The following is a 13,908-nucleotide window of genomic DNA, read 5'->3' as shown; positions in this document are numbered from 1 at the left end:
TTAATTTTAACTCCGCTATCCTTTAGCGTGAATTTTTGGCCCTTCTGATGTATCCTCAATAACATACCCCTGCGAGTCAATTTCTTTTCGCGCGTCATCGGCCTCCTGCCATTTTTTCTCCGCGCGTAAGAACTCACGCTTTGCGACTAAATCTTGAATGGCAACAGGTATTTCTTGCGTCTGTGTTTTATTCCATTCAATAATACCCAGCACATCATCCACGGAATGCAAGAAAGCTATAATTTTTTTAGCGTCAGCCTTATCAACAGTGTTTTTATCAAGCCGAGCGTTAAAATATGTCATTAATTTAGAGAGGACGGCAAGTGCTTGGGGCGTATTAAAATCATCAGCGAGCTTTGTCCAAAATTGTTTTTGGAAACGAGTTATTGCGGCGGCTGTAGTTACAGAACTTTTTCCTTTCTCCTCGACCCGTTCGACAAGTTCAGAACGAGCACTGCTCGAGGCGAGTACATCAGAAAGCCTTCGAATAAATTCTTCTACGCGCATTCTTTGCCCGCGCGCTTCCCGCATATATTTTTCGTCGTAGGAAATAGGGGATCGATAATGCTTTCCCAACACAAACAAACGAAAATCTTGCGCGCTATAACGCGAAAGCAATGAACGAATTGTAATAAAATTGCCCAGAGATTTAGACATTTTTTCCGCGCCGATTGTCAAAAATCCAGTATGAAGCCAATATCGCACAAGCGGTTTCTTGCCCGAAGAAGCTTCCATCTGCGCAATTTCAGATTCATGGTGCGGAAAGATGAGGTCGCGCGCGCCGCCGTGAATATCATACTGCGCTCCAAATTCAGTTTCGGTAATCGCGGTATCTTCAATATGCCAGCCGGGGCGGCCATCACCCCACGGCGAACTCCATGAAGGTTCACCCTGAGTGCCACCGAAGGGTTCACCTATCTTAGACATCTTCCATAACGCGAAATCTTCCGGCTGTTTTTTAGTTGGGTCAATCTCCGTGCGCGCGGCCTTGCGAATCATGGCAAGCTTTTGGCCAGATAATTTGCCGTAGTCAGAGAACTTTGCAACTTCAAAATATACGCCCGTTTTGGTTTGATAGGCAAATCCTTTTTTAATTAGCGTTTCTATTTGATGAATTATTGCCGCCATATAATCCGTGGCGCGAGCATACTTCGTAATCGAGGAAACGCCAAGCGCTTGCATGTCGGCGTAGTATTCTTGCTCAAATTTATGCGCGAGTTCATTCCAAGGCGTGCTTTCTCTTTGAGCGCGCGCGATAATTTTGTCATCAATGTCAGTAATATTTTGCACATAGCGAACATTGAATTTTTGCATACGCAGATATTTCGTCAGCGCGTCAAAGAAAATATATGTGCGACCGTGGCCAATGTGCGAATAATCGTATACCGTCGGCCCGCAAACGAATAAATCCACGCTTTTTTTATTGCGAGGAATGAACCGTTTTTTCTTGGAAGACAAAGTATCGTAGAGAAACATATCCTAAGACCGTTAAACCCAACCTTTCCGATGCAAAATATAATAAGCTACAACCTCCGCAATCGCAATGATGCTAATTATAATCCAGAAATCATTTCGCGCATTCATTAGTGGCATGTAGTTTGTTCGCATACCCCATATAGAAGTGATAGTCATTGCGGGAAGCGACATGGCGGTTATTATAGTCAGGGCTGAAATAATATTGTTTGTTTTTGTTGATAGCAATGATTCGTTGGTTTCACCCAAAGAAGCAAGAGTTTCGCGATGTTCCTGAAGAATATTCCATATTCCGTTATACATGCCCATAATATCTTCAAAGTATGGCTTTAAATTTCCATCCCAATACTTTCTCTCTTCTGCTGCCAAAGATACAAAGATCTTTTCTTGCGGCGCCAAAATACGTCTCACGTCAATTACGTCACGCTTTGAGCGTGAAATTTTAGAGAGCATCGCCCTTTCGTGTCCTTGAAAAATATCTTTCTCTATTTTCTCTATTTCATTTTCAAGTTCATCAGCTTTGCGTGTTGATGCTGAAAGAATAGCAGAAATCACATGATAGAGTAGATGGCCTGTTGTGGGACCAAGATATTCTTTCTTTTTCTCCGCGTAAAGATTCGTTTTATCGAACAAAGACTTGATAGGCAGAGCTGACCCAAAGTGGGTTGTAACAACGTGGGTTTTAGTAATGATAATATCCAATTCTTTCCGCTCGGTTTCCCGCAAGTATTTATTATATGCGGGATAATGAAGCACAAGGAACATGTAATCTTCGTGATGCTCAACTTTAGGGCGATAGCTAGGAGGGATAAGCTCATCTAAAATAAGCGGATGAAAATGAAAATTTTGCTGCAAAAAAGCAACATCTTTTTTAGTAGGATCTTGTATATCAATCCAGGTTATTGTTTGGGAATTGACAGAGCGAAGCATAGGTTAATTAACAAATAGTCAGATGAGAAATCGTAATGACCATTCAATGTAAGGTTTTATGAATCTAATCCTTGTTTTGAATAATGAATACAGAATACCGAATATAGGGACTAAACACGACGTTTTCCTGTATTCTGTATTCTAAATTCTGTATTCATTTTTAAATCGTTGAAATTTTTTACAACTCAAACTTATTTAAAGATGTTTCATTCCGATATTCGTAGTATTATTATACAACTTAATTCTATTGCTAGCCATATAATAAAGTGATATGTGTGACATCGTAGACTCCTGCTTGAGGAGCCTGCCGAGTTATTTAACAATTTAGTGGGTCTTCTACGTTTCAGCCAGGGCAATAATTACAGATGGTCTACGCCAGAGGCGGGCAGGCATTTCGGGCGGACATGTCCGCCTCGGGCGGAAAAGCTACGGCAACCGAAGGAGGCAGGGGATGAGTACGAAAAAACGCGAGGAATTATCCAGGTTATATTACTGGCTTGCTTCAGCCCGCGCGCTTTGCAATGTATTAAAGAGAAATCGCGCTAAAATTCACGGCCCATTACTTACGGCGATGGGTCAGGAAGCTATAGGCGCTGGCATTGTGTGGGGGTTGCACGAACTTGGTATTGCTGAAAAATCGTGGAAAGATGGCGATCATCGAACGTTGTGGTCATTGACACCCGCAATGAGTGATATTCTTGGCGTGGATCTTTCTTATGAGTTTATAAAAAATCACTACTTGAAAGCCACGAGCCCAGACCGCGGGCGTGATGCAAATGTGCATTTTGGATTTCCAGAACACCGCATCGGTGGATTCGATGTGTCTCACATGGCGGCAATGATCGGGGTATCGGCTGGGCGCGCAGAAGCTCTTCGTATGTTGGAGTACGACGGCCGCGAACCATCAAAACGGCCTGTGGTCGTATCATGCTTTGGAGAGGGCGCCGCGCAGCAGGGTGTTGTTCACGAGGTGATGAATTGGGTTGCGGCGTCCAATGCTCCTCTTTCCGAAAAAGAATTGTCTGAGCAGGAGCCGTTTTTGGACGATCTTGCTCGCAAGACGGGCGTTCAGCGGGGAGCTCCGCTTATTGTAGTTATACAGGTTAATCAAAAATCTCTTTATACTGACCCCCGCGAAGAACATGGAAATGCGCATAAAGGGCGTCCCTCCCACTTTGCTCAGCGCGCGCTTGGATATCCCGGTTGGTGTGGACTTGATGTAGATGGCGATGATCCGCTTGAAGTTGCGGATGCGATAAAAATTGCAGCTCATAGGGCGCAGCGGCTTGAAGGAAGCTCGCTTATTATCGCTCATACCTATCGGCGCACTGCGCATAACGAAGACCAGCACGGAACGTTAACCTCAGAAGAAAAAATGGAGCTTGAAGCTTCTTGGGCAAGCGAACCGCTTAAACGGTTTGCGAATTATCTTATTTCGCATCAGATTTTAAGCGAACGCGAGATTGATGAGATAGAAAATCGGGCTGAAGACGAGATGAATGCTCGTTCCGAAAGTGCCTTGGAAGAACAAAACGTATCACTCGAGGAAGACCAGAAAGACTCTGCGCGTTTTGCTCCTCACGTTTATACTTTGCAAGAAGTCAAACCAGCGCAAGAAAATAGTCGTCTTGTGCCATACAATACTGCCGCTTTGATGGTATTGGAGGAATGTCTGCGCAATGATTCTAGCGTTACATTTTGCGGAGAGGACATTGCTCATCCCACAGGCGGTGTGTTTGCCCTATGGCGCGGGTTAGAAGAAAAATTTGGCAACGGCAGAGTTTTTAATACTCCTATTTCCGAAGAAGCGCTTGTTGCAAATCTTGTTGGCCGCGCTTCAATGGGATTGAAACCATGGGGAGAGTACGAATACGCGCCTTTTGGCAAAGAATCTTTAGTAATAGTGGACTATGTTGTTGGGGCTAATTTTTATCAAAAAAAGCGGCTCTATCCCATAGTTCTTCTTAACCATTTCGGCGTTGTGGGAGAGGGAGGTTCCGGCCATTACCATAGCGATTGTACGGAAGCGGATTTTTTTCACAATCAGGGATGGAAGGTCGTATTTCCCGCGGATGCCTACGACCTCGCCGGCCTTTTACGGGCAGCAAACGAGGATCCTAATCCCGTCGTCATATATATGCAGATTTACGCGCACGGCAAGCGTGAATTTCGACGGTTGGTGCCTAACGAGCCATACATGATTCCGTTGGGCAAGGCAGCTGTTAAGCGTGAGGGTAAAGATGTAACTGTTGTTGTATATGGCGCTTGCGCGGTGCAAGCGGCACTTAACGAAGCAGAAGAGCTTGCCAAGGAAGGCATTGAATGTGAAGTTGTGGACTTGCGTACGGTGGTGCCTTTGGACATTGAAACTATTGCCGTTTCTGCCAAAAAGACCGGCCGAGTGATTATTATGCATGAGGCAAGCCGCAAGGGCGGTGTGGGTGCGTATATCAAGGATGACCTGGACAGCGATGTTGGGGTTTGGTCACGGTTACGCGCTCCGATTGTTGTTCTCGCGGCAAAAGACATCCCAATTCCTAGCGCCTCGGTGTTGGAATGGGATCGTTTGCCTTTTGAGCTTGAAAAACGTGAAAATGACACTCGACTTCGTTCGCGTCGGCTAGCTGAAGCCGTTCGCGACGCAATGAAGTTTTAGGAGGATTGCAATGCGCCACCCAATACGCGTATCAACCGAAGACACGGGAGGTTCTTATCCCGGAACTTTGGAAATGTCCGTTATTCAATGGCTGCGCAAACAAGGCGAAACGATAAAAATTGGCGATGATCTTGTAGTAATTCAAACGGAAAAAGCAGAAGTAACGCTGAAAGCAAAAATATTAGGCGTTTTGGTAGAAATTATTTACACTGACGGCGGTGAATTTCAGGTAACTAGCGATCTGCAAGAACAGAGCGGCGGCATAACGTTTTATCGCACCGTTCTTGGTTATATTGAAGATGAGCCGGTGTTGTCTATCGGCCGTTCAATTTTGTCCAATAGCGCGTCTATTGAGCCAGAAGAAACAATTGATATGCCTTATAAAATAACTCCTCTTGCCTGGCAAATGATGCGCGCGCGCAATATCGACCCGGCAGCTGTTTATAAAATCGTTGGCGTTGACTCCACGGGAAGAATTGGAAAAGAACAGGTTGAGGCGTATGAGCGCCATGTAACGGATACACAACAATTAGTGCGTGAAGTTTCTTCTGCTATTCTTGCTACGCAAAATGTAGAATCGAAAATGTCGGTTGTTCCATCAAATGTGGCTATCAAGGCAAGCCCCTTCGACAATAAAGAGCTCAGGGCAAGCCCAGCAGCGCGTGCGCTTGCGCGAGAACGCGGCATTGATCTTGATGCTGCGGGAATAGCGGGAACAGGTCCCGATGGAATAATTCTTCCCGCAGATGTTGAAAAATTCCTTGTTTTTGATAAGCAAATTTTACCAACTCCTACTACCCCTGCTCCTTCCACAACTCCCGCTGTCAGCAATGGCGCGGAAACAAAAATAATTCCTCTTTCGCCTGTGCAACAAGCCATCGCGCGAAATCTTGAGGAGGGTTGGAAAAAACCAACTGGTCAAGATGAAAAAGATCACGATGTATCCATTCTTACTTCGTTTCGGCAATGGTATGGACAAAAATTTGAAAAAAGGGTCGGAGTGAAACTTCAGCTTGCGTTTCCTTTTGTTGCCGCGCTTGTTCGAGTGCTTGCGCGAGACGAGTTCGCCGCGTTTTTGAATGGATATATAGATACCGATGAAAAAGGTAAGTTGGTGTTTGTGCGAAGCATGAATATAAATCTCGGCATCGCGTTTAATACGCCACGAGATGAGCTCGTAATTTTGACAGTGCGTCAGGCAAACACACTTTCTCTTGTTGATCTTGCTCGCGCGACTGCTACTCTTCAGCGAAAGTCGCAGGATCGCACCTTTACTTTAATGGAGCAAAAAGGATTTACTTTTATTTTTAATAATATCGGAGGATTAAAGACGCTGATTCCTCCCGCGCGTCGCTCGAAGGTTCGTCAGCGGTCTGGTTATTCGCTTCTAACAAAGGATGTTTCTCTGCAAGTAGATCTTGGCGAGATTGACAGAGATGGTTGGGCGACAATTCCCATTACTTTTGATCATCGCGCGGTGGGCGGTGGATTCATAACACGATTTATAGACACAGTGTTCGGTGAGCTTGACGAACACATCATTCCGGAATTGCAAGAACTTTGTGGCAAGTGTTAATTAATCTTTTTTATAAAAAATTACCCCGTCAGTTTTATCTGGCGGGGTTTTACTTTTGTAGAAATGTCGCTACTTTTTGTCATCGCGATCCCCGCCAGAGGCGGGCAGGCCACGCCAGAGGCGGGCAGATGCCGCTGGCGGAAAAGCAATCTCGTCGTGCGGCATCGCCTCTTTTCTATCATCGATAACTTTTTCAAAATGATACACGAGGAGGCGCGCGACTGCGTTTAAATCAATGTATTTACGACACTCGCGGTATACGGAAGTCATCTGTATATTAATGCCGCACGGATATATGTAATCAAAATAAGACAGCTCGGTCGTGACGTTAAGCGCAAAGCCGAAACGAGCAATGCCTTTATTTGTAGAAATGCCGCGCGAGGCAATTTTACGCTCTACGCCGTCACTGCCTGTAACCCATACGCCTTGCGCCGCGACTGGTTCTTTGCGCCGATGTCCGACAATGCCAAATTCGGCAAGCGTGCGGATGATCGTTTCCTCTATAACCCAATTCAAGGCAAGAGGACCATCAAGGTCGAGCGTTTTCAAATCTAGAATACAGTAACAAACAAGCTGACCCGGGCCATGATAAGTGATACTGCCAGCGCGTGGCGCATGGATTAGCGGCACACTAGCTGGCTTTGGCAAGCGCCAAAGATGATCTCGCGGCTTTCGTTCGTCATATGTATAAACGGGCGAATGTTCCGCGAAAATGAGATAATTCTTGTCATCGCCTTGTTGCTTGTTAAGGAACAATCGCTCTTGCAGTTCCAGCATTTCTAAAAAATCATATAGGCCGAGCCAGAGCCATGTCAGCATGTCGTATCACACCTCTCTATAGCTTTTACGTACATTGTATTTGGAGAAAGTACAAGAGGACTTGAATTTTGAATAAAATTAGAAATATTTAATTTCGAAAGCCTATAAGCTAACAAGATTACAGATAGTTTTTCTAATTTTAGTCATTCAAAATTCATTCGAAATTCAAAATTAAAAATTCGAAATTATTTGTCTTTTTACTCCCATCTTGCTTTAATAAAGACATGGAACAAAATAATAAATTAAAAAAGAGAGTAGTGGTTTTTGGTATTTTTGACGGCCTACATTTAGGGCACGAACATTTTTTACAACAGGCGCGAGCATACGGCGATGAGATTGTTGTTATTGTAGGAAGAGATGAAATAGCGCTTCAATTAAAAGGCAAAACATCTCAGCTAAATGAACGCCAACGCCGCAGTCGCGTTGCGGCACATCATCTCGTTGATAGGGCGGTGCTCGGAGACAAGGAAACGGGGGAGTATCTTGCGCTAAAACGCCTCAAACCAGACGTGGTATGCCTTGGATATGACCAGAAAGAACTTAAAAAAGATATTTACCGCTGGATGAAAGAAAACGGGGCGAAAATTGTTGTTCGAGTGATGAAGGCTTATAAGCCGAGGGAATACCACACATCTATCATCAACGAATAACGAATCCTGTGCGAATAAACGAATTTGCTAACCATATTCGTAAATTCGTAGCAGATTCGTTATTCGTTGATGGTCATTTTTTATGTCCTCTTTCGATACCCTCTATCAAAAGTTAAATCCTGAGCAAAAGCAGGCCGTAGACACGCTCGACGGCCCGGTTATGGTTATTGCGGGGCCGGGGACTGGCAAAACACAAATATTGGCTCTTCGTATCGCCAATATTTTGCGCCAGAAAAAAATTGCGCCGCAAAGAATTCTCGCGCTTACATTCAGTGAAGCGGGTGTTTCTGCCATGCGTAAGCGTTTGAGCGAGCTCATTGGCACGCAAGGATATTACGTGACGGTTTTAACATTTCACAGTTTTTGCAACGCGCTTATCCAGCGATATCCGGAAGATTTTCCGCAAGTTGGCACCGCGGAAAACGTAAGCGAGGTTGAGCAAGTACAATTGCTTGAGCAAATTTTCGACAACACACCCCTCTCGCTGCTGCGCCCATTCGGCGACCCATATTTTTACATCAAATCCGCGCTCGCCGAAATCAGCACGTTAAAACGCGAAGGAGTCACGCCAGCCGCACTTAGCGAGCTTGTTGAAAAAGAACATAACGCGTTTTTACAAATTGATGACTTGTACCACGAAAAAGGCGCACATGAAGGCAAGATGAAGGGAAAATATCAAGATCAGGAAAAGTTTATCAATAAAAATAGGGAACTCGTGGTTGTATATGAGCGCTATCAGCAGGAATTAGCACAGCAAAAACGTTACGACTATAACGATATGATTTTGTTTGTGGTAAAGAAACTGCAAAACGACGAGAACTTCCGCATGCGTGTTTCGGAAGCATACGACTATATTCTAGTAGATGAACATCAGGACACAAACAACGGCCAGAATAATGTGCTGGCATTGCTATGTTCTGAAAATGAAGCGCCAAATCTTTTTGTGGTGGGGGATGAGAAGCAGGCAATTTTTCGCTTTCAAGGCGCGACGCTTGCTAACTTTCTGTACTTTCATAAACGCTTTAGTGGCGCAAAGCTGATTACGCTACATCAGAACTATCGCTCATCACAGCCAATACTCGACGGCGCAATGGATTTAATAAAGCAAAACCAAAGCAGAATCAGCAACATTCTCCCCGAAGTAAACGATGCTTTGTATGCGAACAGAGAAGGTTCATACCTAGGGCCTCCCGGAGGCCCTAGGTATGAACCTAAAAAACCGATTGAGTTTTGGGAATTCGCTGATACCCAGTCAGAAAACTATTTTATCGGCAAAAAAATTGAGGAGTTAATTGCAAACGGCGTTGATCCGCGCGAAATTGCGGTTCTCGTGCGCGAGCACGAAAGCGCTGTTCCCGTGACTTCCATTTTTGCAAAGCTAGGCATACCTTATGTTTGGGAATCACAGCACGACATGCTGGAAGACGCGCAAGTTAAAAAAATACTTAGCATCATGCGCTACGCGGTTGATTTTGGAAGTGACGAAAAGCTTCTCCCAGTATTACATATTGATACGCTTGGCATTCCGCCAATTGATATATATCGTCTTTTTGCTTATCGCAACAAAATAGAATATGCGCACCATAGACATGGGGTGCTCGGGATACCCTATGTGGATAACTTAGATTCGAAAAAAAAGACCGACGACGTAAAACCGACAGTTATAGAGCTAATGGGCGCTACGCAGGTGCATAAAAAACTGCATTTTGAAAATTCGCCGGCTATTTTTCATGCCTACTCCTTACTTTCGGGTATAAGACAGGATTTGGCGAGCGAAAACGCGCTGGTGCTTTTCGAACGCATTGTCCGCGAAGGAAAATTTTTGGATATAGTAAAACAGAATGGCGATGACCCGCGAATGATGGCGGGTATTCACGCGCTTTTTCGTGAATTGAAGAATTTTCTTTCATCTCATCCCAGCAGCGGTGGGACTTCGCGTAAAGCGAATCTTGCGGATTTTCTACAGCATCTCGATCTTGTAGAAAAGCATAACATTAAAATAAAGACTAGCTCATTTAAAGCATCGCTGCGAGCTGTGCGCGTGATGAGCGTTCATGGCGCGAAAGGCCTTGAGTTTGATTATGTTTTTGTGCCAAATGCGGCGGACTCAAAATGGGGTGGGCGGGTAAAGCCACGTCTGTTTCGCTTGCCTCAACTAATAACAGCGTCCGAGGAGGGTCTGACCCTCCTAAAAGGAGGGTCAGACCCTCCTCGGCCATCTTTAATAGATACTGACCCCAAAATAGACAAATATGAAGACGAGCGCCGTCTTTTCTTTGTCGCGCTTACTCGCGCTCGCCACGGCGCGCATATCAGCTGTACTTTATTAAACGATGCTGGCAGAGAACAAATCCCAACCAATTTTATATCCGAGATCAGAAGTGAACTTGTTGCTCGCGGTGGCACCGAGGCATACGAGCTTGAGGCACAACAAAACCCAGCGTTATTCTTTTCATCATCTATCGCAACCACGCCGCCACTGCAAGAGCGCGAATTCGTTGCTGAATTATTTACAAAACGCGGCTTACCCGTAACAGCTTTTAATAACTATCTTGAATGTCCATGGAAATATTTTTATATCAATTTACTTCGCGTGCCGCACGCGCCAAGCAAACAGCAAATGTATGGCACGGCAATTCACGCGGGACTTCATGATTTTTTTGAGCGTTTAAAAACAGATGCAAACACGCCTAAAGAATTCTTGCTTGAGCGATTTAATTTTGCCCTTGCAACAGAACTTCTTAATGAACATGATTATCAGTCTGCCAAAGCTAGAGGTGAGGAAACGCTCGATAAATACTACGAAGAGTATAGAGGCGCGTGGAACAAAAACACCGAGAACGAACGTTCTATTTCTATACCGCTAAGCGATATAATTCGCCTGACGGGTAAACTAGATAAGTTAGAAATTCAGCCGAACGGCTACGATGTGATTGTGGTTGATTACAAAACGGGTCACTCAAAAACTCGCGGCGAAATTGAAGGCACAACTAAAAATTCTAATGGCAATTTAAAGCGCCAGCTGGTATTTTACAAACTATTATTAGATAAATATCCGCTCGCAAAATATAATATGCTGGCCGGGGAGTTGGACTTTATTGAGCCGGACGCTAAAGGCAAGTTGCATAAAGAGCAATTCGTAATATCGCAAGAAAATGTAACGGCACTAGAAGCAGAAATTCACCGAGTGGCAGAAGAAATCATCTCCATTGCATTTTGGGATAAACGATGTTCAGATAAAGCGTGTGGGTGGTGCGCGTTGCGTAAGTAGGTGTGCGCCATCAATGTATCAATTTTGTACTTTTTCAATTTGTAAAATAAAATAAGGCGCGAGGAGGAAAATTATGCGGCCAGTAGTCAATCATGTAGCAGTTGTGGGTGCTGGGCAAATGGGCACGCGCATAGCGCAAATTTTTTGCGAAGCGGGCGCTATTGTACTTTTGTATGATTCTGATGCCAAAGTATGCGAGAGGGCGGTAGAAAAAATCAGGGAGTTTTGGTTGAAAAATATTCAAGAAAAAAATACTGCGAATATGACATTAGAACAATTCGCTCACGCAACGCGTAACCGAGTAATGATTCTAAACGCTCATCTTTATGTTGCTTCGCGGCTTGATCGTCTTGCGCCCGTCGATTTTGTCGTGGAAGCTGTTACGGAAGATCGCGCAATCAAAGCGCAAGTTTTAAGCACGCTCGACGCAATTTGTAAACCGAATACAATTCTTGTTACAAATACTTCGACTATTTCCATCAAAGAGCTTGCAAAAAGCGTACAGCGCCACAAAGATAAATTTATGGGCATGCACTTCATGAACCCGCCGCACGTTTTAACCTTTCTTGAGCTTATTCGCGGGCCGAAAACATCGGACGAAACAGCAAATACTGTTTTTGAAATTGCTCGCTGGCTTAACCGTAATCCAATTCTTTTTGCTAGCGATATTCCCGGATTTTCCGTAAACGGCATGGTTATGCCAATAATAAATGAAGCGTCATTGCTCGTGGAGCGATTTATTAAAAAAGGCATGTCATTTGAAGGCGCGTGCGAGATTGTTAATGATTCTTTTGAGGGAAGGGTCCCGACTGGCGGTGAACCAATGGGAATTTTGCGCCTTGCCGATCTTATTGGCATTGATACTGTAGTCGCCGGACTTCGAGAAATGATGAAAGCAAATCGGCACTATAAACCTCGCGGTATTTTGACGGATTTGGTCGTTCAGGGGCGGCTGGGCAGAAAAACAAAGATTGGATTTTTTGATTATGATTCTGGAAGGTAGGCAAAAAAGATGCAAAACGCGCAGAATGTTTACATTGTTGAGGCAGCCCGCACGCCATTTGGAAAATTTTTCGGCGTGCTGAAAGACACCCCCGCGCCGCAACTTGGCGCTCGTGTTGTGCGAGAAATGCTTTCACGCCTAATTGCTCCATTTAGCAAAGTGCAAGAAATCTATTTGGGCGAAGTCCTAACGTCTGGTGTTGGACAAAATCCCGCGCGCCAAGTCGCTATAAAGGCCGGATTATCTCAAGGATGTCACGCGGTAACAGTAAATGAAGTTTGCTCTTCCTCGCTTGTAGCCATTAGGCTTGCGGTTCAAAGTATTAGTTTGGGCGATGCGGAACTTGTTGTCGCCGGCGGCGTAGAAAATATGAGCCGCGCGCCCTATCTTTTGCCAAGAGTAAAGAAAACGTTGGATGATAAAAAACTCGCGGAATATGAAGCGCTGCCGGAAGCTATCGTCACAGATAGCATGCTATATGATGGTCTTCGCGACGTGTATTACCCTGGAATGCCTCACATGGGCAGGCTAGCTGATACATGCGCAAGCGTATACGTTATCAGTCGTGACGCACAAGAAGATTTTGCTTTCGAAAGTTTTCGTCGCGCGAAAGAGGCAACCGACAGAGGATACTTTGATTCACGGCTTGTATACGTTCCTGTATCTGAAGGCGTGATGTATGTAGATGAGGGTATTCGCAAACCAGATATGGAAAGAATGAAAATGCTCAAGCCAGTATTTAGCGATGGCGGAACAGTAACGGCCGCGACTTCTTCACAGATTTCAGACGGAGCGGCGATGGTATTGCTTTGCTCCGAAAAAATAAAGGAAGAATTGGGATTAAAGCCATTGGCACGTGTCGTTGCCTATGCCATGCATTCGCAGAATCCCTACTGGTACACTACGGCACCCGTGGGAGCCATTAAGGCAGTCCTTGCTAAGGCAGAACTTTCGCTCGACCAAGTAGATTTTTTTGAGATCAACGAAGCATTTGCGGTTGTGCCAATTTATGCGATGCGACAGCTCGGCATTCCCCGTAGCAAAGTAAATATCTGGGGCGGTGCAATCGCGCTAGGCCATCCCATCGGCGCTTCCGGCGCGCGCCTTGTCACAACCCTTGCCTACGAATTAAGAGCAACTGGCAAACGCTACGGCATAGCCGTTGCCTGCAATGGTGGCGGCGAAGCGGTTGCCGTGCTGATTGAAAATACTAACCACTAAGATTATAGCCCCGTAAGTCGTACGGGGCTTTTATAACTGCTCGCACTTGTCCTGCAAATTATGAGAAGCTGTAGAAGCTAGACTTCTACAGCCCGCTACGATACCGGTTCACTACGACACTCGTAATAAAGTATAGTAGGCGTGAGCAGATACCCTCCAATAAATTTTTGCAGAGGAAGTTTGTAGGGTAAAATATTTTCCAAAAAGCGCGGCTACTTCGCGCGTTTTTTTGAGCGAGCACTCCAGGACGGTCAGTCTGTCCTCCGGGACTTATCCACACCTTTTGTTGGGGGGGGGGGGGGGGGGGGG

At 45.1% G+C, this 13,908-nt stretch carries 9 protein-coding genes; 6 read left to right on the top strand and 3 right to left on the bottom strand.

Annotated features, from left to right (window positions below):
- Window positions 1-15: 15 nt before the first annotated feature.
- Entirely contained in the window at window positions 16-1,476 is a 1,461-nt protein-coding gene (locus HYV65_02610; GenBank protein MBI2463101.1) for a cysteine--tRNA ligase, read from the bottom strand.
- Between the two features lie 12 nt (window positions 1,477-1,488).
- Complete coding sequence (locus HYV65_02605; protein ID MBI2463100.1) at window positions 1,489-2,403, bottom strand: magnesium transporter CorA family protein; 915 nt, start codon at window positions 2,401-2,403, stop codon at window positions 1,489-1,491.
- Between the two features lie 451 nt (window positions 2,404-2,854).
- On the opposite strand from HYV65_02605, the gene HYV65_02600 reads away from it, so the two are divergent.
- Window positions 2,855-5,059, top strand: coding sequence for a hypothetical protein (locus HYV65_02600; protein MBI2463099.1), 2,205 nt, complete (start codon window positions 2,855-2,857; stop codon window positions 5,057-5,059).
- 10 nt (window positions 5,060-5,069) lie between these two features.
- A complete protein-coding gene (locus tag HYV65_02595) occupies window positions 5,070-6,635 on the top strand; it encodes a 2-oxo acid dehydrogenase subunit E2 (protein ID MBI2463098.1) in 1,566 nt (521 codons plus the stop codon).
- A gap of 69 nt (window positions 6,636-6,704) precedes the next feature.
- On the opposite strand, the gene lipB is transcribed toward HYV65_02595, so the two are convergent.
- On the bottom strand, window positions 6,705-7,454 hold the full coding sequence (lipB, locus tag HYV65_02590) for a lipoyl(octanoyl) transferase LipB (GenBank protein MBI2463097.1): 750 nt from the start codon (window positions 7,452-7,454) through the stop codon (window positions 6,705-6,707).
- Between the two features lie 224 nt (window positions 7,455-7,678).
- On the opposite strand from lipB, the gene HYV65_02585 reads away from it, so the two are divergent.
- The 4 genes from HYV65_02585 to HYV65_02570 all read left to right on the top strand — a co-directional run bounded on the left by HYV65_02585 (window position 7,679) and on the right by HYV65_02570 (window position 13,599).
- Window positions 7,679-8,104: an adenylyltransferase/cytidyltransferase family protein gene (locus tag HYV65_02585; protein MBI2463096.1), complete on the top strand. Its 426-nt coding sequence runs from the start codon at window positions 7,679-7,681 to the stop codon at window positions 8,102-8,104.
- Window positions 8,105-8,186: 82 nt separating this feature from the next.
- Window positions 8,187-11,375: an ATP-dependent helicase gene (locus HYV65_02580; protein MBI2463095.1), complete on the top strand. Its 3,189-nt coding sequence runs from the start codon at window positions 8,187-8,189 to the stop codon at window positions 11,373-11,375.
- A gap of 73 nt (window positions 11,376-11,448) precedes the next feature.
- Window positions 11,449-12,378 (top strand): 3-hydroxyacyl-CoA dehydrogenase family protein, encoded by a 930-nt coding sequence (locus HYV65_02575; GenBank protein ID MBI2463094.1) that lies wholly within the window; start codon window positions 11,449-11,451, stop codon window positions 12,376-12,378.
- Window positions 12,379-12,387: 9 nt separating this feature from the next.
- Entirely contained in the window at window positions 12,388-13,599 is a 1,212-nt protein-coding gene (locus HYV65_02570; GenBank protein MBI2463093.1) for a thiolase family protein, read from the top strand.
- The last annotated feature ends 309 nt before the right edge of the window (window positions 13,600-13,908 follow it).

The sequence above is a fragment of the Candidatus Spechtbacteria bacterium genome (assembly GCA_016188605.1).
Taxonomy (GTDB): Bacteria; Patescibacteriota; Minisyncoccia; order Spechtbacterales; family JACPHP01; genus JACPHP01.
Note: the sequence above shows the minus strand (reverse complement) of the source record. Positions and strands in the feature narration are given on the sequence as shown.

Bases quoted from the DNA above. Each gene is read 5' to 3' on its own strand.
- HYV65_02585 (MBI2463096.1), top strand. From the start codon at position 7,679: ATGGAACAAAATAATAAATTAAAAAAGAGAGTAGTGGTTTTTGGTATT.
- HYV65_02570 (MBI2463093.1), top strand. From the start codon at position 12,388: ATGCAAAACGCGCAGAATGTTTACATTGTTGAGGCAGCCCGCACGCCA.
- HYV65_02580 (MBI2463095.1), top strand. From the start codon at position 8,187: ATGTCCTCTTTCGATACCCTCTATCAAAAGTTAAATCCTGAGCAAAAG.
- HYV65_02600 (MBI2463099.1), top strand. From the start codon at position 2,855: ATGAGTACGAAAAAACGCGAGGAATTATCCAGGTTATATTACTGGCTT.
- HYV65_02595 (MBI2463098.1), top strand. From the start codon at position 5,070: ATGCGCCACCCAATACGCGTATCAACCGAAGACACGGGAGGTTCTTAT.
- HYV65_02575 (MBI2463094.1), top strand. From the start codon at position 11,449: ATGCGGCCAGTAGTCAATCATGTAGCAGTTGTGGGTGCTGGGCAAATG.
- HYV65_02605 (MBI2463100.1), bottom strand. From the start codon at position 2,403: ATGCTTCGCTCTGTCAATTCCCAAACAATAACCTGGATTGATATACAA.
- HYV65_02610 (MBI2463101.1), bottom strand. From the start codon at position 1,476: ATGTTTCTCTACGATACTTTGTCTTCCAAGAAAAAACGGTTCATTCCT.
- lipB (MBI2463097.1), bottom strand. From the start codon at position 7,454: ATGCTGACATGGCTCTGGCTCGGCCTATATGATTTTTTAGAAATGCTG.